Here is a 21,554-nt window from a genome sequence, read left to right as displayed (position 1 = left end):
TGCGCCCGACTATAATGAATTTTTTCATCTATGGCTGTGATGACCAGAAGTTTCAGAAATAATTTCCTCGCTCTGCTGGCAATCTTGTTATGCCTGCCTGCGATCAATGCATTTGCTCAGGCCGGGAGTAACCCTTTTGCTTCCTCTTCCATCGGCCAGCAGGAGAACACCTTCCTGCCTGTCGACGAGGCCTACCGGCAGGACCTGCTACTGAGCGGCGAACAGCTCAGCGCCCTGTTTGAAATCGCCCCAGAGTACTATCTCTACCGCGACAAACTTGCCCTGTATCGTATCGAAAACGGACAAAAAACCGCGATCCCCCTAGATCTACCCAGCGGTAAAGTTATCTGGGATGACTACTTCGAAAAAGAGACCGAGGTCTATCGCGGCCAGCTGGAATTCCCCATTACCGTCACTGGCAGCCCCCAAAATCTGCAACTGGAGTTGCACTACCAAGGCTGTGCCGACGCGGGGCTCTGCTATCCGCCACAGGTTCGTCACTACCGTATAGATATCGCCTCAGGCAGCATCCAACCTGTTGACGGGGGCTTCCAGAATACATCCTTAGGGTCAGGCGGCACCTCATCGAATGCCTCTCAGGGCGAGTCTGGCAGCGCTATTACATTACCTTTGGCCCTGCTCTTTGCCTTTGCCGGTGGCCTACTGCTTAACCTGATGCCCTGTGTCTTTCCGGTACTCTCGATTAAGTTACTGGCGGTGAGCCAGGCGGCGCAAAGCGCCAGCCAGCGCCATCACCACGGCTGGGCCTACGCCGCCGGCGTGGTACTGAGCTTTGTCGCCATTGCCGCAACCATGCTGGCCCTGCGGGCCGCGGGCGAAGCGATTGGCTGGGGATTTCAGCTACAGTCCCCCTGGCTGGTGGCAGCTTTAGCCTACCTGTTCTTTATCATGGGGCTCAGCCTGTCCGGTGTCACAGAGATTGGCAGCAGTCTGATGGGCATTGGCAGCAATTTGAGCAACAGCCAAGGACTGCGTGGCTCCTTCACCTCCGGTGCCCTGGCCACCCTGGTAGCCAGTCCCTGTACCGCCCCCCTGATGGGCTCTGCACTGGGTTTTGCAGTAACACAGTCCGCTGCCGTAGCACTCAGCGTATTCGCCGCTCTTGGTGCCGGCATGGCCGCGCCCTTTCTACTTCTCACCTATATCCCCGCGCTGGCGGACAAACTGCCACGCCCAGGCCCCTGGATGGACCGGCTGAAACAACTACTGGCCTTCCCCATGTACCTGACCGCAGTCTGGTTGCTTTGGGTATTGGGGCGTCAGACAGGGGGCGACGGTGTCACCCTGGTGCTCAGCGGCGCTGTCGCTATCGCCTTTGCCCTGTGGCTCTGGCCGAGTCCCCAGTGGCACTGGCTGCGGGGCTCGTTGGCGGTTGTCGCTCTGAGTTTTGCGCTGATGTTACTGCCGCGCCTCAGTACCGCCCCCCAGGCACAACAGCAGACTAGCGACTACTGGCAACCCTACTCAGCCGAACGCTTGGAGACGGCGCGTAGGGAAGGGCGTCCGATACTGACAAATATGACAGCCGCCTGGTGTATTACCTGCCTGGCTAATGAAAAGGTGGTGTTGTCGAGCGATGCGGTGAGCCAGGCTATCGAGAAACTCGGTGTAGTGGCGCTGAAAGGAGACTGGACGAACCAGGACCCGCATATTAGCGAACTCCTGGCGAAGTACGGTCGCACCAGTGTACCGCTCTACCTGCTCTATCCCGCCAATGGCGGTGAGGCCAAAATCCTGCCGCAAATCCTCTCCCGCGAGGAGCTTTTGATGGAGCTTGAGGCCGCCGCGGGCAGCCAGCTCCGCACAACCTCTATTCCGTAAAAAGAAACTTCCGCCTTTGTAGCCAATTGCAGGGGTAAAAAAGCCACAGCACGGATATTTTGCGCTAATTTTTGGCCAAATATCGCCGAACTGCCGCTAACTTCGATAAACTGCCCTGCAGGCATGGACAGGGAGTCACTTTTGCGGCACACTCGTTTAAAGCACTCGGGCAAATACGCCAAAAATTCGAGTTTGCCCGCAAGATAGCCAACTTTAGACCAATTTTTTGGGTTTTTCGGCAATTTTCCCTAGGGCGCACTATGGCTAAAATTCTTCTCCTGCACGGCCCCAATCTCAATTTGCTCGGCAGCCGTGAGCCACATATCTACGGTGCCACCACGCTCGCGGAAATTAATCTGGCCGCCGAGCGCCAGTGTGAGGACGCCGGACACCAATTGGAAACCCTGCAGAGCAACAGCGAATCCGCCCTGGTGGAGCGCATCCATTTGGCCGCCAATACCGGCGTGGACTTTATCGTGATCAACCCCGCTGCCTATACCCATACCAGTGTGGCGCTGCGGGATGCCTTGGCGGGTGTCGCAATACCGTTTATTGAGCTGCACCTTTCCAACCCCCATGCCCGAGAGGCATTTAGGCACCATTCCTATCTATCCGACTTGGCCCTCGGTGTGGTGTGTGGCTTCGGCCCACACAGCTACACCCTGGCACTTCAGGCGGCCATACACCAACTGGCTATGGCGCCTCAAAATCAATGAATCAAACCTGCGAGTGAAAGAACTATGGATATCCGCAAAATTAAAAAACTGATTGAGCTGCTCGAAGAATCGGATATCGGCGAGCTGGAAATTAAAGAGGGTGAAGAGTCTGTACGCATCAGCCGCGGCGTCAGCGGCGCAGCGCAGCCAGTCGCTCCGGTTTATGGCGCCCCTTACGGCGCCCCAATGGCGCCAGCGCCGGCTCCTATAGCGCCAGCGCCAGCCCAAAGTGCGGCCCCGGCGGTAGAGGAAAAAGAAACCAAACCGACGATCAGCGGCCACGCGGTGAAGTCGCCGATGGTGGGTACTTTCTACGCGGCGCCCAGCCCCGGTGCCGAGCCCTTCGTCAAAGTGGGTCAGCAGGTTAAGGTCGGCGATGTCGTATGCATCGTTGAGGCGATGAAAATGATGAACCAGATTGAGGCCGACAAGGCCGGCACTGTCGAGTCCATCCTGCTCGAAGACGGCCAGCCGGTAGAGTTCGATCAACCGCTCGTGACCATCGTCTGAGCGGGGTAAGTCACTATGTTCGACAAAATCCTGATCGCCAACCGCGGCGAAATCGCCCTGCGGATCTTGCGCGCCTGCAAAGAGATGGGTATCGCCACGGTTGCGGTGCACTCGTTAGTGGATCGCAACCTGAAGCATGTGCGCCTGGCCGATGAGTCTGTCTGTATTGGCCCCAACCCCTCTTCGCAGAGCTACTTGAATATTCCGGCCCTGATTTCCGCCATGGAAATCACCGACGCGGTGGCCGTACACCCCGGCTACGGTTTCCTCGCAGAAAACGCCGACTTCGCCGAACAGGTACAAAAAAGCGGCTTTACCTTTATCGGCCCGGACCCGGATGTAATCCGCCTGATGGGTGACAAGGTATCCGCCATCGCCGCAATGAAAAAGGCCGGAGTCCCCACAGTGCCGGGTTCCGATGGCCCCCTGCCCGATAACAACGAGCGCTGCCTAGAGATCGGTGAGAAAGTCGGCTACCCGGTGATTATCAAGGCCGCCGCCGGCGGTGGCGGCCGCGGTATGCGCGTGGTGGAGCGTGCCGAAGACCTGATCAACGCGATCTCCGTGACTAAATCCGAGGCCCAGGCCGCCTTCGGTGACGGCACCGTTTACCTGGAGAAGTTTCTACAGAACCCGCGACACGTAGAAATCCAGGTAATGTCCGATGGACAAGGGAATGCTATCCATCTTGGAGATCGCGACTGCTCCCTGCAGCGCCGTCACCAGAAGGTGCTTGAGGAAGCACCAGCCCCCGGCATCCCCGACGAGGTGCGCCGTCAAGTGCACGACTCCTGCGTACAGGCTTGTATTGATATCGGCTACCGCGGCGCCGGCACTTTTGAATTCCTCTATGAGGATGAGCGCTTCTACTTCATCGAGATGAACACACGTATCCAGGTGGAGCACCCGGTCACCGAAATGGTGACGGGCATAGATCTGATCAAGGAACAGATTCGCGTTTGTGCCGGCGAGAAGCTCTCCTTCAAGCAGGAAGACATCGTTATTCGCGGGCACGCCTTCGAGTGCCGTATCAACGCGGAAGATCCTCAGACTTTCTTCCCCAGCCCCGGCAAGGTTAACAATTTCCATATGCCCGGAGGCCTGGGTGTGCGCGTGGATTCGCACCTCTACTCCGGCTATACGGTTCCCCCCAACTACGACTCAATGATCGCCAAGCTGATCACCCACGCCGAGGACCGCGAGACCGCCCTGGCGCGTATGCGCGTAGCCCTGTCCGAGCTGGTTGTGGATGGTATCAAGACCAATATCCCCCTTCAGGAAGAGCTGGTCCGCGATGAAGCCTTTGCTAAAGGTGGGGTCAATATTCACTATTTGGAGAAGAAGCTGGGGCTCTAGCCCTCGCCAGCCGGGGCAAAGTTGGAGAGAATTGCGTTCAAAATACGATGAAACCGGACGCCAGGGATGGCGGCGGACATCGCATAAACAGGGTGGCCCTACCACCTGAATAGCAGTTACTCACCACGGAATTCCTATGCCCTGGCTACAACTCCGCGTCGACACCGATCGTGCCCAAGCGGAAAAAATCGAAAACGCCCTGCTTTTTGCCGGCGCCGTATCCGTAACCCTGCAGGACAACGCAGACCAACCCATTCTCGAACCCGGACTCGGCGAGGTCCCCCTGTGGGATCAAACGCGGGTGACCGGCTTGTTCGATGCCGAAGTCGATACAGGCGTCACCGAGGCCAAAGCCGCCTCTTTCTTATGCGAACTCCTTCCCAATGCCCGCTGGGACCAGCTCGAAGATAAAGACTGGGAGCGCGAGTGGATGTCGCACTACAAGCCCATTCAGTGTGGCGACAACTTGTGGATCTGCCCAAGCTGGTGCGAGCCGCCCCAGCCGCAAGCAGTCAACCTGCTGCTGGACCCCGGACTCGCTTTCGGCACAGGCACTCACCCCACAACCTTCCTGTGCCTGCGCTGGTTGGCGCAAGAACCCCTGCAGGGCAAGAGCGCCATCGACTTCGGCTGCGGCTCCGGTATCCTCGGTATTGGTGCTTTGCTACTCGGCGCCGAACGCGCCATGGGTACCGATATCGATCCTCAAGCTCTGATCGCCAGTCGTGACAACGCCCTGCGCAACGGCATAGATCCACAGCGCTTCCCGGTTTATTTACCGGAACAGATGCCGCAAGAAAGTGCCGATTTCATGCTTGCCAACATCCTTGCCGGCCCGTTGGTAGAACTCTCCACGCAGTTAATTGCTCTGACCAAAGTCGGCGGTCGCATCTGCCTGTCGGGCATCCTCGCCTCCCAGGCAGAACAGGTAAAAACCGCCTACGCAGAGAGTATCGACTTCGATGAGGATGCCGAGCACGAGGGCTGGGTACGTTTGAGCGGCACCCGTATTCGCTAAATACGCCAGCCAGCACTACGCGAGGACCGGGCAGACTGATAAACTTGAGCGTAAAATAAACTGCGCCATAGTCGAATGTCTCAACTGGTAACCCGCTGCCCCCACTGCAGCACCTCATTTCATATCAACGACCAGCAGCTTCGCGCCGCTCGCGGTGCGGTGCGCTGCGGTTCCTGCCTGCAGGTTTTCCGCGCGGATGAGAACATCGTCTTCAACGACAATGGCCCCGACGCACGCAGTGATCTGGAAACGCTACTGGAAGACGATGACTTCCTGATACACGACGATATCGAGCTGGAAGATGATGATCCGGCAGAGGAGGCGGCTACCGCCAATCCCACCGAAAAGCATTCTCCCAGTAACACTGCAGACCGTGAATCAGCAGGAAACACTTCCCACGAAACACCAGCAGCCAATTCAGAGAGCCTTATTGGTGATGCATTTGGCGATAATGAGTGGCAGGAACTGCAGGAGGAGGACCAATTCGAGGACGATCCCGAGGAAGAACTCGAATCGGTACTAAAACCAGACTGGAACGATGCGCCCGATTTCGAGCGCAGTGCTACAAACGCCGATGAGGATTCCCTCAGCCCCACTGCTGAGAGTGATAACTTCGGCGACCTTGAGCCCTGGGAGCACCCCTTAGAGTCACCGGCTCCCACAACGGAGTCCTACGAGCCTGAACCCGCACCCGAGGCACCCTCTGCCTCTGAAGAAATACTCCCGGCACCATTGCAGGAAGCCGGTAATGGACGCAAAGAGCCCTACTTTGCCACCGGAGCCGACAGCGCCCCAGAACCGCAGGCGGAGCCCGTTCGCGAACAACTAATCTCCGCTATTCAGCCTGCCCCGGTGGAAATGACTTGGGGTGCGGCATCATCGAAGAGAGCGGTGAATCCCTGGCTGTGGCGGCTACTCCTTCCCTTTTTAACACTCTTACTGTTATTCCAGTTGGCTTACTTTCAGTTTGACCGGCTTAGCAAGCAGCAGCCCTGGCGCGATATCTACGCTTCTGTCTGTCCACTGCTCGGCTGTGCCCTGCCCCCACTGCGGGATCCCAATGCAATCCAGGCCTCCAATCTGATGGTGCGCAGCCATCCACAATTGGAAGGCGCACTGGTAGTGGACGCCGTGTTACTGAACTCAGCTCCCTACCCCCAACCTTTCCCCAACTTGCTGCTAAATTTCAGCGACTTGAAAAACAAGGCGGTGGCGAGTCGCCGCTTTACTCCCGAAGAGTATTTGCAGGGCGAGCTGGCTGGACGCAAGCAGATGCCCCAGGGCAGCCCCATTCACATCGCCATTGAGGTGGTTGACCCAGGGGCCGAGGCGGTGAACTACGAGATGAAAATCGCCCCATAGGAAAATGATTGGCGCCATGGTCGCTGACGCCTTGGCGGACAAAGCCACCAAAATTGACCACTCTGCGAGCTAAACGCACAGGGATCGATCAATTTGCCCGCTTTTTCGCTTTGCCAACGCCGGGCCAGTCGTTATCATAGGCGGCCTTTTTGCCAGGGCATAGATCGCCCTTCCAAAGCCCAAACGGAGTTACCGTGTCTATTGCTATAGGCCCCTACATTATCGACAACCCGGTAATCTTGGCGCCTATGGCCGGAGTTACTGATCGCCCCTTCCGCCAATTATGTCGCCAACTCGGCGCCGGCCTGGTGGTATCGGAAATGGTGACCTCTGACACGCGTCTGTGGAATAGCCGCAAGTCGCGCTTGCGCCTGGACCACGGTGGTGAAGCAGCTCCCATATCGGTGCAAATCGCTGGTGGTGATCCCGAGATGATGGCCCAGGCCGCTCGGGAAAATGTGCGTCGCGGCGCACAAATCATCGATATCAATATGGGCTGCCCGGCAAAAAAAGTGTGTAAAAAAGCGGCGGGCTCCGCCCTGCTGCGGGATGAAAAACTGGTTGCGGATATATTGCAGGCCGTGGTCCAGTCTGTCTCTGTCCCGGTGACGCTCAAGATCCGCACCGGCTGGTGTACGGATTCCCGCAATGGTGTCACCGTAGCCCAAATGGCTGAGGATGCCGGCATCGCCGCTCTGGCGGTTCACGGTCGTACTCGCGCCTGCGGCTACCACGGACAGGCTGAATTCGATACCATTGCCGAAATTGTATCCAGGGTAGGGATCCCGGTTTTTGCCAACGGCGACATCACCAGTGCCGAGAGAGCCCGCGAGGTGCTCGATTACACTGGCGCGGCGGCGGTCATGATCGGCCGCGCCGCACAGGGACGACCTTGGATTTTTCGGGAGATAGCCCACTACCTCGCCACTGGCGAGCGGCTGCCCGAACCAACATTGGACGAAGTAAGAAAAATACTGCTCACCCACTTGGGTGAACTGCACCGATTCTACGGTGAGGTGATGGGGGTCCGTATCGCCCGCAAGCATGTGGGTTGGTACTTGAAGACACTCGCGGACAGCGAGTCCTTCCGCAAGACCTTTTTCCAGATAGAGAGCGCAGAAGTACAACATGCCAGCGTTCACGCGTGGTTTGAACGCCGAATAACGAGAGGGGCACAAGCGGCATGAATAACGAAGTATTGATTCCGGATACTGGCAGCGAAGAAGTATCCTCCAGGGGGCAAACGCAGCTGGCTCAGCCGCAGCAGCAGTCCCTGCGCGATGCGGTCGAGCACGCAATGGAGAACTATTTCCGCCACCTGGATGGCCAGATGGTTACCGATGTCTACGACATGGTGCTGTCAGAAATCGAAGCGCCCATGCTCGAAGTGGTGATGAAATACACCCGTCACAACCAGACACGCGCCGCGCAACTGCTGGGTCTCAACCGCGGCACCCTGCGCAAGAAGCTGAAGCGCTACGGCCTGCTGTAAGCTTCCCACCATGCGAATTTTTGAAGGGGGATGAGGTTACTCATCCCCCTTCGCTATTTTCCCGGCGGCAGTTTTCGCCACAGCAGCGCAAACTCCGCTACAACCACTGACAACCCTATTCCAAAACCAGTTGGACCAAGTGCAATGACAGACCAGGTTGCAATCCGCCGCGCTCTGATTAGTGTCTCTGACAAGAGTGGCATCGTAGAGTTCGCCCAACAGCTCTCCGCAATGGGCGTAGAAATCCTCTCCACCGGCGGCACCCACCGCCAGCTCAAAGAAGCAGGAATCCCCGTCGTAGAGGTCTCCGACTACACCGGCTTCCCCGAGATGATGGACGGCCGCGTTAAGACGCTGCACCCGAAAGTGCACGGCGGTATTCTGGGACGCCGTGGCACCGATGACGCCATCATGGGTGAGCACGGCATCACTCCGATCGATATGGTTGTGGTCAACCTCTACCCCTTCGCACAAACCGTTGCCAAGCCTGACTGCTCTCTCGAGGACGCCATCGAAAATATCGATATCGGCGGCCCCACCATGGTTCGCGCCGCGGCCAAGAACCACAAAGATGTCACCATCGTGGTCAATGCCAGCGATTACGACAGCATTATCGAAGAGATGAAAGCCAGCGGCGGCGCCCTGAGCCACGCCAGCCGCTTTGACCTGGCAGTAAAAGCCTTCGAACACACGGCGGGCTATGACGGCGCTATCGCCAACTACCTGGGCGCCATTAAGGGCGAAGAAAAGCAGCTGTTCCCTCGCACCTACAACAGCCAATTTATCAAGAAGCTGGATCTGCGCTACGGCGAGAACCCGCACCAGAAATCCGCTTTCTACACCGAGGCCAACCCGGCTGAGGCCAGTATCTCCACCGCCACTCAGCTGCAGGGCAAAGAGCTGTCCTACAACAATATTGCCGATACGGACGCGGCACTGGAATGTGTGAAAGCTTTTGACGAGCCAGCCTGTGTGATCGTTAAGCACGCCAACCCCTGTGGCGTGGCAATTGGTGAGAACATCGGCAAAGCCTATGACCTAGCCTTCGCCACCGACAGCGAGTCCGCCTTTGGCGGCATCATCGCCTTCAACCGCGAGCTGGATGGCGCAACTGCCCGCGCTATCGTCGAACGCCAGTTCGTTGAAGTGATCATCGCCCCATCTGTCTCCGAAGAAGCCAAGCAGACAGTTGCCGAAAAGAAAAATGTGCGTTTGCTGGTTTGCGGCCAATGGAGTGCGGAACGCACCCCAGCACTGGATTACAAGCGCGTTAATGGCGGTCTGCTGGTTCAGGATCGTGATGACGGTATTGTTACCGCCGCCGACTTGAAAGTGGTCTCCAAGCGCCAGCCCACTGAAGAGGAGATCCGTGATCTGCTGTTCACTTGGAAGGTGGCCAAGTTTGTGAAATCCAACGCCATCGTATACGGAAAAGATGGCCGTACTGTCGGCGTTGGCGCGGGCCAGATGAGCCGCGTTAACTCCGCGCGTATCGCTGCGATCAAGGCTGAGCACGCCGGCCTCACCGTTGAGGGGTCCGTGATGGCCTCCGACGCCTTCTTCCCCTTCCGCGACGGTATCGATAACGCCGCCGCTGTCGGTATCCAGGCGGTCATCCAGCCAGGTGGCTCCATGCGCGATGAAGAAGTGATCGCCGCAGCGGACGAGCACAACATGGCTATGGTCTTTACCGGCATGCGTCATTTCCGCCACTAAATCATCGGCAAACTCCGCGGAGTACCTATCGTGCTTCGCGGAGGCTAGTGACAATGAAGTATCCACTGCGCCATTGTCACCAGCAGTTTCTAGCGCCCACCAGAAAGAGGCGCCCATTGCAGGCGGACAACACCACCTGCAATGATTCCGCGCTAAACTAGCGCACCTGATACCTGTCCAATGGACCCAAGTGGTCGACTTAGGGGGATTTAAGAATGAATGTATTGATCATCGGCTCAGGTGGCCGCGAGCACGCCCTGGCGTGGAAAGCCGCGCAAAACCCAAAAGTGGGCACCGTGTTCGTAGCCCCGGGCAACGCCGGCACCGCCCGTGAAGGCAAAGTGCAGAATGTGGCTATCGGCGTCGATAATTTCCCCGCACTGGCGGACTTCGCCGAGGAAAACGGCGTGGAACTCACTATCGTCGGCCCCGAAGCGCCACTGGTTGACGGCATCGTGGACTTCTTTAACGGACGTGGTCTCGCCATCTTTGGCCCCAGCAAGGGTGCAGCCCAACTGGAGGGCTCCAAGGCTTTCACCAAGGATTTCCTCGAACGCCACGAGATCCCCACCGCTGCCTATCGCAATTTCACCGAAATTGAGCCGGCCGTCGAATACATCCGCGAGCGCGGAGCGCCCATCGTAGTCAAAGCCGACGGCCTCGCCGCCGGCAAGGGCGTCATCGTCGCCGAGACCGAGCAGCAGGCCGAGCTGGCAGTGCGCGATATGCTCTCCGGCAACGCCTTTGGCGACGCAGGCTGCCGTGTAGTGATTGAGGAATTCCTGCAGGGTGAAGAGGCGAGCTTTATCGTTATGGTGGATGGGGAGAATATCCTGCCCATGGCCACCAGCCAGGATCACAAGCGCGTCGGTGACGGCGACACCGGCCCCAATACCGGCGGTATGGGTGCCTACTCTCCCGCACCGGTAGTGACCGACAGCGTTTACCAGCGCATTATGCAGGAAGTGATCGAGCCCACCGTAAAAGGCCTCGCCGCTGAGGGCACACCTTACACCGGCTTTCTCTACGCCGGCCTGATGATCGATCCCCAGGGCGCTCCCAGAGTGATCGAGTACAACTGTCGCTTTGGCGACCCCGAAACCCAGCCCATTATGATGCGCCTGAAATCCGATCTGGTCGACCTGTGCCTGGCTGCGCTCGACAAAAAGCTCGACAGCGTAACGGCAGAGTGGGACCCGCGCCCATCACTTGGGGTGGTACTGGCCGCACACGGCTACCCCGGCAGTTACCGCAAGGGCGATGCTATTAGTGGACTTGAAAAAGCCGATAGTGATAACGCCAAGGTCTTCCACGCCGGTACCGCCCTGGACGGCGAGCGGGTGGTCACCAATGGTGGTCGAGTACTCTGCGCCACCGCATTGGGGAACACTGTCGCCGAAGCCCAGGCCAATGCCTATGAGGCTGCCCGCACCATCTACTGGGAGGGTGTCTTTTACCGGAAGGATATCGGCTATCGCGCGATCGAAAGAGAACAGGCCGGTAGCGATAAGTAGTTTTACCAGTCGTGGCGGTAGCTTCTAGCTGCCGCCATACAGAGGGAGCAACACACATGAGCGAACGCAATCTGAGTGGACTCGATCGCCTGCTGATTCAGGCTGATCGTGCCCTGCGCACCCTGAGTCCGGGCGAGCCCTGCCACGGTCGCGCATCTCCGGCCAAAGGCGAAGCAGAAGCCGAGCTCAGCGATGCCGAGCGCAAGCACGCCGCCGGCCTAATGCGGGTTAACCACAGTGGCGAAGTGTGCGCGCAGGCTCTCTACCAAGGCCAGGCACTCACCGCAAAACTGCCGGAAGTTCGCGGAGAAATGGAGCGTGCCGCGGACGAGGAGATCGACCACCTCGCTTGGTGTGAGCAACGTCTCAAAGAGCTGGACAGCCGCCCGAGCCTGCTCAATCCGCTCTGGTATGGCTTGTCATTTGGACTGGGCGCCGCCGCCGGCAAAATCAGCGATCGCATCAGTCTGGGTTTTGTCGCCGCGACAGAAGAAAGAGTCTGTGAACACCTGGAGAGTCACCTGCAAAAACTGCCGGCCCAGGACAAACGCAGTCGCGCCGTGGTGGAGCAGATGCTGGTCGATGAGAGCGAACACGCTCACGCGGCGCTGGCCGCCGGGGGTAAACGCTTCCCCGCACCGGTGAAAGGCGCTATGTCACTGGTATCCAAGGTAATGACCTCAGCCAGTTACAAAATTTAAAGTTTTAAGTACCGATTCACAAAATGGACTGGCCCGCTAAAAGTAACAGCCTTTTAGTGGGCCTTTTCTTTTTTCTTCTTTTTCCTGCAATATTTTATTCAGGCTTCTTCCACTCGATAGCGGTGTACAATCTCCACTCCCGCATTGCGTAACATAATTGAAGCGGAACAATACTTCTCTGCAGATAATTCCACCGCACGAGCGACATGGGATTCTTTTAATCCACGACCTCGCACAACAAACTCCATTTCAATTCGCTCAAAAGGTGAAGGGGTAGTATCCGGGCGAATACCATTCAATTCACAGTGACAGGAAATAATATCCTGGCGCGCCTTTTGTAAAATGGAAATCACATCGTAAGCTGCACAACCGCCAACACCGAGGAGAATCATCTCCATCGGACGTACGCCATTATTGGTGCGGCCCCCTTCCATCACTACTGAATTACCGCTGCCGGCTTCGCCGACGAAGGTCAAATCATTAACCCAGGTTACCTTGCCCTGCATTGCCATGCTCCCACTGAAATTCAAATCGCGAAGCTTAGCACAGTACAAGATTATGCCGACAAGCAGAGTATTTCCGGTATAGTGTCCACAACACCTCCGCGCGGAAAGTTGACTTCCGAAGTTATACCTTTCGTCAGTGAACGCAGCAGCCCGCTTGCAGTCCAATCGCACCGGCGACAGGGTGTCACAGGTCACACTGCGGAACTTTACCGCGCCCAACCTCTGTTGGGGACTGTTTTTTCGCGCGATAATTCAATAGTGCTCAGCTGCTAAAGCCGGGATAGAGCACGAGACTAAAAATGAGGAATAAATCCGTGACGGTTGCTATCGAAGACCCCATGACTATCGGCAATATTGAAGACTTTCTGGCCCACTGCCACCGGCGCCGCTATCCGGCCAAGAGCACGATTATCTATGCCGGCGACCGCTGTGAGTCTCTCTATTTCATTATGCGCGGTTCAGTGACTGTCCTGATTGAGGATGATGAAGGCCGTGAAATGATTGTGGCCTACCTGAACGACGGGGACTTTTTTGGTGAAATGGGCCTGTTTGATCAGGACACCCGCAGTGCCTGGGTGCGCACCAAAACTGAGTGTGAAGTTGCGGAAATTTCCTATACCAAATTCCAGGAACTGACTCGTCAGCACCCGGAATTCCTGTTCGCCCTGGCTACGCAAATGGCCGGACGCCTGCGCAATACCACCCGTAAGGTCGGCGACCTGGCCTTCCTGGATGTTACCGGTCGTGTGGCGCGCACCCTTTTAGACTTGTGCAACGAACCCGATGCGATGACCCACCCAGAAGGCATGCAAATCAAGATCACTCGCCAGGAAATTGGCCGAATCGTCGGCTGCTCCCGCGAGATGGTCGGGCGCGTGTTGAAAACCCTGGAAGAACAGGGGCTCGTCTCGGTCAAGGGCAAAACCATGGTGGTGTACGGTACCCGCTAGTAAAGCGAGTTAATCCACAGCATAAAAAAGGGCGACTTTAACATCGCCCTTTTTTATTTTCTCACCTGCAGTCAGTTAAACATCTCCATCAGTTTACGCCCCGGCTCCTCTTCACGCATAAAGGCCTCACCAACCAAAAATGCATCGACGCTGTGCCCACGCATGGCCGCGACATCATCCGTGGTGTGGATGCCACTTTCAGTAACAACAATGCGATCCTTGGGGATCAAATCGAGCAGCTTGAAAGTATTTTCCAACTGCACCTCAAAGGTGTGCAGGTTGCGATTATTAATCCCGATTAAACGGTTGGGTAGAACCAGTGCACGCTCCAACTCTGCGCGATTGTGTACTTCCACCAACACATCCAATCCCAGCTCCAAAGCCAGACCATTGAGTTCCTGCATTTGCTGGTCTTCCAGGCAGGCGGCAATGAGCAGGATACAGTCGGCCCCGATGGCACGCGCCTCAAACACCTGGTAGGGGTCCACAGTAAAATCCTTGCGCAACACTGGCAGGCGCACCGCGTTGCGTGCCTGCTGTAAATAACTGTCATCGCCCTGGAAAAAATCCCTATCGGTAAGCACCGATAGGCAGGCCGCGCCGCCTCTCTCATAACTGGTCGCAATTTCTGCGGGAAGAAAATCCTCGCGAATCACTCCCTTGCTGGGGGAGGCCTTCTTGATTTCCGCAATCACCGCGGCCTCCCCCTCGGCGATTTTGTGTTCCAGTGCCGCGACAAACCCCCTTGCCGGCGGTTGGTCCTGTGCACTCAGACGCATATCTTCCAGGCTGCATAGGGATTTACGCTCCGCCACTTCCTGCCACTTGCGCTCGATAATGGTTTTTAAAATGGTCGGTGTGCTCACGATTTCACTTCCTCGGGGCGAAAGGCGCTGGTAAAGGCAGCCAAGTCATTAATTTTTTCTGCAGCCAAACCGCTATCGATGGCGTCCTGCGCCATGGCAACGCCCTGCTCTGCCGTGTTTGCGGTGCCGCTGACATAAATAGCCAGGCCTGCATTCAGGGCGATAATATCCGCAGCTTTTTGCCCCGCTTCGGTTTCGCGTTTACCCAGTGCGTCGCGGATCAGGGATAGAGACTCTTCGGCACCAGAAACGATCAATCCGTCCAGGCTCTGGCGGGGCAACCCAAAGTCTTCGGGGCGGAGTGTAAACTCACTGATAACACCATCCTTTAATTCCACCGCAAAAGTATCCGCGGCGATACTGGCTTCATCGAGGCCATCATCGCTGTGCAGGACCAATACGTGCTCGGAACCGAGACGCTGCAGAACCTCGGCCAACAGGCGGCAATAATGCTTCTCGTAAACTCCGATAACCTTGCGCTTAACTCCCGCGGGGTTGGTCATGGGACCCAGCAAATTAAAAATAGTGCGTAACCCGAGTGCTTTGCGCGCGGGGCCCACATGGCGAACGGCGCTGTGGAAACTGGGCGCGAACATAAAGCCGATACCGAGCGTTTCCACACAGCGGGCCATTTGTTCCGCGCTTAAATCCAGATAAACCCCGGCGTGTTCGAGCAAATCAGCGGAGCCACTACTAGAAGACACCGAACGGTTACCGTGTTTGGCCACCCTGGCCCCGGCGGCGGCTGCAACAAAGCCACTGGCACTGGACACATTAAACAGGTTCGCGCCATCGCCACCAGTGCCGACAATATCCACAGTGTTGTCCAAGTCGAGTTCCACCTTGGTGGCCAGTGCGCGCATGGTTTCCACCGCTCCGACGATCTCATCGACGGTTTCACCGCGAATACGCAACGCAATCAGCAAGGCTCCTATCTGCGCTTCCAGGGCTTCGCCACGCATAATTTGGCCGACAGTCTCGCGCATCTCCTCACGAGTCAGGTGCTCTCCATCCACCAGCTTGGCGATGGCTTTTTGTATATTCATTGTGTCCCCCTTGTCCCGCTCAGTGTTGATTGGTGCAGAGCGCAAATAACCGCTCCGCGTTTTGCCCTTAGCATCAGGACTCGAGAAAATTCCTCAGCATATCGTGGCCATGCATCGTGAGAATGGATTCGGGGTGAAACTGCACCCCCTCGATTGGCAATTCCCGGTGGCGCAACCCCATAATTTCATCGATCTCGCCGTCAGGCGTCTCCGTCCAGGCGGTAATTTCCAGACATTCAGGCAAACTGCCTTTTTCCACCACCAGGGAGTGATAACGGGTGGCCTCGAAAGGATTGGACAGGCCGTGAAACACCCCCAGGTTGTTGTGCACTATAGGCGATGTTTTGCCGTGCATAACCTGGCCGGCACGCACAACGCGACCACCGAACACCTGGCCGATACTCTGGTGCCCGAGGCAAATGCCCAAAATGGGAATACGACCGGCAAAGTGGCGAATTGCCTCCAGGGAAATCCCGGCCTCATTGGGTGTGCAGGGGCCTGGTGAAATCACAATTTTCGCTGGGGCCATCTGTTCGAGGTCCTCAAGGGTGATCTCGTCGTTGCGCTTGACCACAACCTCGGCACCCAGCTCCTCCAGGTACTGCACCACATTCCAGGTAAAGGAGTCGTAGTTATCGATCATTAAAATCATTGCTTGGCCCCCATTGCCTGTGCAGTGTCGGAAGGTGCTTCCATGCGTTTTTGCAATCGCGCCAGCGCCGCCTGGGTTGAGCGCAATTCGCGCAGGATTTCGGTTTGACTGGGTGGCAGGCACATCTCATCCATACGGCGCAGCTTGGCCTCCTCCAGGTTATTGATTACCACACCGATAAATAGGTTAATCATGACAAAAGCGCCCATGACCACAAAACTGACAAAGTAGAGCCAGGCCCAGGGCATTGAGTCCATAGCGGTGTACATAATGTCGGTCCAATCCTCAAAGGTCACAATGCGGAACAGACTTAACAGAGCGATCGGCAAGCTACGCCAGTGGGTGGGGTCCACCTCGTGAAAGAGGAAATAGCCCGCCACGCCATAGATATAAAAAATAATCCCCATCAAAATTGCGATGTGCATCATGCTCGGCAAGCTGCGCAACAGTGTATCCACCAGGGTCCGCAATTCCGGGAAAGCGGAAACCAGACGCAGTACCCGCAGTACCCTTACCAAGCGTGCGAGTGTTGCCAGTGGCCCTGTAGCGGGAATCAGGCTGAGGGCAATGATGGTGAAATCAAAGCAGTTCCAGCCACTGGCGAAATAACGCCAGGGGCGCGATCCCTGCGAGGCTATTTTTATCGCCGCCTCTAAAATAAAAGCGATAAGTACCAGCTGGTTAACAACGCCCAGCGTGGTACCAAAATGCTCCATCACCCAGCTGGAGGTCTCCAACCCAACCGCCAGCGCATTGAGAAGGATGATCCCAATGATCACCTGATTAAATAGCGGGGCTTCGACTATCTGCTGGCAACGGGTGGCAAGAGATATTTTTTGGGGAATACTAGCTTCGCTCATCTTGTTCGATCTTTACTTCTTTACAACTACTAGCCAGGGCCATGCCCGCTGCGCGAAACAGTGCCCTGGCCTTGTTCATGGTTTCATCCCACTCGGACTGAGGGTCTGAATCGGCTACCAGGCCGGCACCGGCCTGGATAAATAACTGCCCATCCTTAATCACTGCGGTGCGAATTGCTATGGCTGTATCCATATTGCCATTCCAGGCCAAGTAACCCACCGCACCACCATAGATACCGCGTTTCTCCGGTTCCAGTTCATCGATAATTTCCATAGCGCGGATCTTTGGTGCCCCGGATAAAGTACCGGCCGGCAGCGCCGCGCGCAGGGCGTCCATACCGGTGAGCCCCTCCCGCAATTGGCCGTTGACATTGGAGGTGATATGCATCACATGGGAATAGCGTTCCACCACCATCTGCTCGGTGACCCGCACGCTGCCCGTCGCCGCTACGCGGCCCACATCATTGCGCCCCAGGTCGATCAACATCAGGTGCTCAGCACACTCTTTGGGGTCGGCCAAGAGTTCCTGCTCCAGGGCTTTATCCTCCTCTTCCGAGGTACCGCGACGGCGAGTGCCAGCCAGCGGACGCACAGTCATCTCCCCCTCTTCCAGACGCACCAGTATCTCCGGGCTAGAACCCACAACCTGGTGATCGCCGAGGTCGAGGAAATACATATAAGGTGAGGGGTTCAGGCTGCGCAAGGCGCGATAGAAATTCAGGGGCGGTGCGTCGAAGGGAGCCGACAGGCGCTGGGAGGGCACCACCTGCATCACATCGCCAGCGAGGACATATTCCTTCACCCGGTCCACGGCTTTCTTGAAGTTTTCCTCACCAAAGTGAGAGTGAAAAGCACTCTCCTCGATTCCCTTGCCATCCAGATCCAGGGGTACAGTATTCGGCAACGGCTGGGCCAGCCGTTCGACCAACTGATCCAGGCGCTGCTGGGCTCGCTCATAGGCATCGGCCTGAGCGGGGTCTGCGTGCACAATAAAAATAACCGCACCGGCGAGATTGTCGAAAACCACCAGCTCATCACTGACCATCAGCAGGATATCCGGATTACCCAGGCTATCCTGCGGCACACTGTGGGCCAGACGCGGCTCAATATAGCGCACACAGTCATAGCCAAAATACCCGACCAGGCCGCCGTTAAAGCGTGGCAAATCGGTAAGTTCCGGCACCCGATAGCGCTGCTGAAACTGTTCCACAAATGCCAGCGGGTCCCGCTCCGTGTGGCTTTCAATCACCGCCCCATCGCGCTCCACCGTAACCTCGCTGCCACGTACCCGCAGCAGAGTTCTTGCCGGCAGACCAATAATGGAGTAACGCCCCCACTTCTCCCCGCCCTGTACAGACTCCAGCAGGTAGCTATAACGCCCTTTGGCAAGCTTCATATAAGTGGACAGGGGGGTTTCAATATCCGCCAGTACTCGGCGCACCAGCGGGATACGGTTATAGCCCGCAGACACAAGTTGTGCGTATTCACTAGGGGTCATAGAGACTCCGATCTATTAGGTATTTTTCTAGTTGGCGCCAAAGTATAGGCAGCGCCCACGGGAGAGGTGGCCGAATGGTATCTTTGACCCATTGGCCTCAGCGGATCAGCGGCGCCATCGCCAGCTGCTGGATGTGGGGATAGTGTGGTTCACGGAAATTCCCTCTGTGCAGGTGCACAAGTTTACAAATCCCGTATACGGCGGGCAAGAGGTTACCCGCCAGGTTTTTCTCAGGACAAGCTATCGCGCATTGCACCGATCACTTCAGCGTAGTCGGGGGCATTGAAAATCGCAGAACCCGCAACAAAAGTATCCGCGCCGGCGGCGGCAATCTCCGCAATATTGTCGCGGTTGACCCCGCCATCGATCTCCAGGCGAATATCGTAACCGGAAGCATCGATCAGCTGACGCGCCTCACGCAATTTATCCAGGGTGCCCGGAATAAATTTCTGGCCGCCAAAGCCCGGATTGACTGACATCAGCAGAATCATATCCAGCTTGTCCATCACATATTTGGCCGCATCCAGCCCAGTGGCCGGGTTAAACACCAGGCCGGCCTTGCAACCTAGGCTGCGAATCAACTGCAGGGAGCGATCCGGGTGGCGTGAAGCCTCCGGGTGAAAGGTAATATAGCTTGCACCCGCATCGGCAAACATTCGGATCATATCGTCCACCGGCTCCACCATCAGGTGCACATCAATTGGCGCCTCGACACCATGCTTACGCAACGCCTCGCACACCATTGGGCCGATGGTGAGGTTGGGCACATAGTGGTTGTCCATCACATCAAAGTGCACCCAATCGGCACCAGCCGCTAGCACGTTGTCCACCTCTTCACCGAGGCGGGCAAAATCAGCGGAGAGAATCGAGGGGGCAATCTTGTAATCTGACATCTTTATTTCCTTCAGTAACTCAATTTTCCGCACTCAGGCGGTAATGCAGGTTTTCCAGACGCTCGGGGGTGCCCACATCACACCAGTCCCCAGTGTATAAATCCGCCTGTAACTTATCCTCATTAAAGGTGAACACCTCACCAAGGCCGAAGCATTCGCGCATTTTGGGGTAGCGGGTCAACACTTCGGGGCGTAGCCAGCTGATGCCGGCAAAGGTATAGCGGGGCTTAGCTGTCCCGGATAGCAGGCCATTCTCAATTCCAAAGTCCCCCTCCGGGTTATGCGGGGGGTTGGGCACCATAAGCAGGCGACCGGGGCATTCTTTGGGCAGCGAGCGGGCCACCCACTGGGAAAGGTCGAAGTCACACCAGACATCCCCATTAACCACAAAAAATGGACCCTCTCCCAGCAGCGGCATCGCATTGAGAATTCCCCCTGCAGTCTCAAAGGGCCGGTCTTCCTGCTCCACAGAATACTGGATATCCAGGCCCCAGCGATTGCCGTTCCCCAGGTAGTCACGAATCATATGACCCAAATGGCCCAGGTTGATCACTACCCGTTGAATTCCTACGCCCTGTAATCGCTCCAGTACATGCTCAATCAGAGGTTTGCCTGCCACAGACAACAAAGGCTTGGGGGTTTGGTCAGTAAGAGGGCGCATCCTACGCCCAAAACCTGCCGCCAAGACCATAGCGGTTGTCGGGGCTTTTTCGGTGAGCTGAGTCATTCAATTCATCTATCAGTTTTTATTCGGCTTATCTAAGCTTCTCTCCGGCACAGCGATAATCGCTGTACCAGGGCTGCTGCTCGATCAGCGGGAGCAGCTGTTGCTCAAACCACTGCGCAAACGGCTTGAGTTCCTCATAGCGATCAGCAACCTCCAGCACATAGCGTATCACCAAGGGCAGATCCCCCAGGTAATTCTGCTTGCCATCGCGCAGCGAAAGGCGTGGAAACAAGCCCAGCACTTTAATGTGACGCTGGAGACCCATCCAGTCGAACCACTTTATGAACTCTTTCGGGTCTACAGGTTCCAGCACCCCAGCAGCTTCTGCGGTAGCGGCATAGGCCAAAGCCCAGCGCTCGACCCGTTGGCGTGGCCAGCTGATATAGCAGTCCCGTAACAGAGAGACCAAATCGTAGGTGATCGGCCCCCACACTGCATCCTGGAAATCCACGATTCCGGGACGTTCACCACCTCGGACCATTAAGTTGCGGCTGTGGTAGTCTCTGTGCACCAGGGTTTGCGGCTGGCTCGCAGCACTTTCCAGTAACTGTTGAAAGGTATCTTGCAGCAGGCGGTTTTCCGCTTCATTCAGGGAGTAGCCTAGTAATTTGCCTACCAGCCACTCGGGCATAATATGCATCTCTGTCAGCAACAATTCCTGGCTATAGTCCGGGAACAAACCCTCTTCCCGAGGAATCTGCTGGAGGCTTAGTAATTCGCTCATTACCTCCGCGTAGAGCCCCTCAACACTGTCATGACTCAACACATTGAATAACTGGGTATCGCCCAGATCTTCCAACAGCAAATAGCCATTAGTCGTATCGGCGGCCATCACCATGGGCGTGTGCACGCCATTGCGCCGCAAATAATCGGCAAGTGCTATAAAGCGGGCTGGATTGGTACGCTCAGGTGGGGAATCAACAGCAATTAATCTGGGCTCGGTAGAAGTACGGAAATAGCGCCGAAAACCTGCATCCCCGGTAAGCTTGGCCAACTCTATTGGTGACTCAGTATCCAAAGCCCTCCCCACCCAACGAGTCAGAGTCTCTCGTCGCAGGTCATCACTCACAATACATCCTTCATTTGCTCTTTGGCCTATCGCTAATTCTTTCTATCGCGGCAGTTTCCCACTAAGCGGCCCACATTGAAACCCTGCCCGATAAGACGCAGCAACTATCCCCTTGCTACTCGCGTACCACCTGTGCGGCTATTAACCACTCCTACATTCAAGTAGAATCGGGCGATAATTTTTTGCGCGCCCCGGCTAGATAGCTGTGCACGCATCTGCCGATAAAAGAAACACCAAAGAATAGCCGGAACCTATCGATT

At 56.5% G+C, this 21,554-nt stretch carries 21 protein-coding genes; 12 read left to right on the top strand and 9 right to left on the bottom strand.

The window, feature by feature from the left end:
* The first annotated feature begins 39 nt into the window (after nucleotides 1–39).
* The 11 genes from FIU95_RS02080 to coq7 all read left to right on the top strand — a co-directional run bounded on the left by FIU95_RS02080 (nucleotide 40) and on the right by coq7 (nucleotide 12,227).
* Nucleotides 40–1,842 carry a protein-disulfide reductase DsbD gene (locus FIU95_RS02080; protein ID WP_253868799.1) on the top strand — a complete coding sequence of 601 codons (1,803 nt, stop codon included), beginning with the start codon at nucleotides 40–42 and terminating at the stop codon, nucleotides 1,840–1,842.
* A 260-nt stretch (nucleotides 1,843–2,102) separates the two neighbouring features.
* Nucleotides 2,103–2,558: a type II 3-dehydroquinate dehydratase gene (aroQ, locus tag FIU95_RS02075; RefSeq protein ID WP_152451058.1), complete on the top strand. Its 456-nt coding sequence runs from the start codon at nucleotides 2,103–2,105 to the stop codon at nucleotides 2,556–2,558.
* Between the two features lie 24 nt (nucleotides 2,559–2,582).
* Nucleotides 2,583–3,068, top strand: a complete 486-nt coding sequence (gene accB, locus FIU95_RS02070; protein WP_152451056.1) for an acetyl-CoA carboxylase biotin carboxyl carrier protein — start codon at nucleotides 2,583–2,585, stop codon at nucleotides 3,066–3,068.
* Between the two features lie 15 nt (nucleotides 3,069–3,083).
* Nucleotides 3,084–4,424 (top strand): acetyl-CoA carboxylase biotin carboxylase subunit, encoded by a 1,341-nt coding sequence (gene accC / locus FIU95_RS02065; protein WP_152451054.1) that lies wholly within the window; start codon nucleotides 3,084–3,086, stop codon nucleotides 4,422–4,424.
* A gap of 136 nt (nucleotides 4,425–4,560) precedes the next feature.
* The gene (gene prmA, locus FIU95_RS02060) at nucleotides 4,561–5,442 is read left to right on the top strand and encodes a 50S ribosomal protein L11 methyltransferase (protein WP_152451052.1); all 882 of its coding nucleotides are present in this window, start codon (nucleotides 4,561–4,563) and stop codon (nucleotides 5,440–5,442) included.
* A 75-nt stretch (nucleotides 5,443–5,517) separates the two neighbouring features.
* Nucleotides 5,518–6,804 (top strand): DUF3426 domain-containing protein, encoded by a 1,287-nt coding sequence (locus FIU95_RS02055; protein ID WP_152451050.1) that lies wholly within the window; start codon nucleotides 5,518–5,520, stop codon nucleotides 6,802–6,804.
* A 194-nt stretch (nucleotides 6,805–6,998) separates the two neighbouring features.
* On the top strand, nucleotides 6,999–7,991 hold the full coding sequence (gene dusB / locus FIU95_RS02050) for a tRNA dihydrouridine synthase DusB (protein ID WP_152451048.1): 993 nt from the start codon (nucleotides 6,999–7,001) through the stop codon (nucleotides 7,989–7,991).
* Nucleotides 7,988–8,296, top strand: a complete 309-nt coding sequence (fis, locus tag FIU95_RS02045) for a DNA-binding transcriptional regulator Fis (RefSeq protein ID WP_152451046.1) — start codon at nucleotides 7,988–7,990, stop codon at nucleotides 8,294–8,296. The genes dusB and fis overlap by 4 nt, the downstream gene beginning before the upstream one ends.
* Before the next feature lie 144 nt (nucleotides 8,297–8,440).
* Complete coding sequence (purH, locus tag FIU95_RS02040) at nucleotides 8,441–10,012, top strand: bifunctional phosphoribosylaminoimidazolecarboxamide formyltransferase/IMP cyclohydrolase (RefSeq protein ID WP_152451044.1); 1,572 nt, start codon at nucleotides 8,441–8,443, stop codon at nucleotides 10,010–10,012.
* A gap of 215 nt (nucleotides 10,013–10,227) precedes the next feature.
* Complete coding sequence (gene purD / locus FIU95_RS02035; protein ID WP_152451042.1) at nucleotides 10,228–11,526, top strand: phosphoribosylamine--glycine ligase; 1,299 nt, start codon at nucleotides 10,228–10,230, stop codon at nucleotides 11,524–11,526.
* A 56-nt stretch (nucleotides 11,527–11,582) separates the two neighbouring features.
* Nucleotides 11,583–12,227, top strand: coding sequence for a 2-polyprenyl-3-methyl-6-methoxy-1,4-benzoquinone monooxygenase (coq7, locus tag FIU95_RS02030; RefSeq protein ID WP_152451040.1), 645 nt, complete (start codon nucleotides 11,583–11,585; stop codon nucleotides 12,225–12,227).
* A gap of 98 nt (nucleotides 12,228–12,325) precedes the next feature.
* Here coq7 and FIU95_RS02025 read toward each other — a convergent pair whose 3' ends face one another.
* The gene (locus FIU95_RS02025; RefSeq protein WP_152451038.1) at nucleotides 12,326–12,733 is read right to left on the bottom strand and encodes an OsmC family protein; all 408 of its coding nucleotides are present in this window, start codon (nucleotides 12,731–12,733) and stop codon (nucleotides 12,326–12,328) included.
* 299 nt (nucleotides 12,734–13,032) lie between these two features.
* On the opposite strand from FIU95_RS02025, the gene crp reads away from it, so the two are divergent.
* Nucleotides 13,033–13,683: a cAMP-activated global transcriptional regulator CRP gene (gene crp, locus FIU95_RS02020; protein WP_051089460.1), complete on the top strand. Its 651-nt coding sequence runs from the start codon at nucleotides 13,033–13,035 to the stop codon at nucleotides 13,681–13,683.
* Nucleotides 13,684–13,754: 71 nt separating this feature from the next.
* Here the strand turns inward: crp and trpC are convergent, their stop codons facing one another.
* From trpC to FIU95_RS01980, 8 genes are all read right to left on the bottom strand, one after another.
* Entirely contained in the window at nucleotides 13,755–14,552 is a 798-nt protein-coding gene (gene trpC / locus FIU95_RS02015; protein ID WP_172975475.1) for an indole-3-glycerol phosphate synthase TrpC, read from the bottom strand.
* The gene (gene trpD / locus FIU95_RS02010; protein ID WP_152451033.1) at nucleotides 14,546–15,595 is read right to left on the bottom strand and encodes an anthranilate phosphoribosyltransferase; all 1,050 of its coding nucleotides are present in this window, start codon (nucleotides 15,593–15,595) and stop codon (nucleotides 14,546–14,548) included. The genes trpC and trpD overlap by 7 nt, the downstream gene beginning before the upstream one ends.
* A gap of 73 nt (nucleotides 15,596–15,668) precedes the next feature.
* On the bottom strand, nucleotides 15,669–16,247 hold the full coding sequence (locus FIU95_RS02005; RefSeq protein WP_152451031.1) for an aminodeoxychorismate/anthranilate synthase component II: 579 nt from the start codon (nucleotides 16,245–16,247) through the stop codon (nucleotides 15,669–15,671).
* Nucleotides 16,244–17,107 carry an ion transporter gene (locus tag FIU95_RS02000; protein WP_152451029.1) on the bottom strand — a complete coding sequence of 288 codons (864 nt, stop codon included), beginning with the start codon at nucleotides 17,105–17,107 and terminating at the stop codon, nucleotides 16,244–16,246. The genes FIU95_RS02005 and FIU95_RS02000 overlap by 4 nt, the downstream gene beginning before the upstream one ends.
* Nucleotides 17,094–18,605 carry an anthranilate synthase component I gene (trpE, locus tag FIU95_RS01995; protein ID WP_152451027.1) on the bottom strand — a complete coding sequence of 504 codons (1,512 nt, stop codon included), beginning with the start codon at nucleotides 18,603–18,605 and terminating at the stop codon, nucleotides 17,094–17,096. Before trpE ends, FIU95_RS02000 begins: the two co-directional genes overlap by 14 nt.
* Nucleotides 18,606–18,835: 230 nt before the next feature.
* Nucleotides 18,836–19,498, bottom strand: a complete 663-nt coding sequence (gene rpe, locus FIU95_RS01990; protein WP_152451025.1) for a ribulose-phosphate 3-epimerase — start codon at nucleotides 19,496–19,498, stop codon at nucleotides 18,836–18,838.
* 19 nt (nucleotides 19,499–19,517) lie between these two features.
* Nucleotides 19,518–20,225 (bottom strand): nucleotidyltransferase family protein, encoded by a 708-nt coding sequence (locus tag FIU95_RS01985; protein ID WP_253868797.1) that lies wholly within the window; start codon nucleotides 20,223–20,225, stop codon nucleotides 19,518–19,520.
* A gap of 28 nt (nucleotides 20,226–20,253) precedes the next feature.
* On the bottom strand, nucleotides 20,254–21,294 hold the full coding sequence (locus FIU95_RS01980) for an aminoglycoside phosphotransferase family protein (RefSeq protein WP_152451023.1): 1,041 nt from the start codon (nucleotides 21,292–21,294) through the stop codon (nucleotides 20,254–20,256).
* Nucleotides 21,295–21,554 lie beyond the last annotated feature (260 nt).

It is taken from the genome of Microbulbifer sp. THAF38 (genome assembly GCF_009363535.1).
In the GTDB taxonomy this organism is placed as follows: Bacteria; Pseudomonadota; Gammaproteobacteria; order Pseudomonadales; family Cellvibrionaceae; genus Microbulbifer.
The sequence above is the reverse complement of the archived record's forward strand: the minus strand, read 5'-3'. Positions and strand labels throughout refer to the sequence as shown.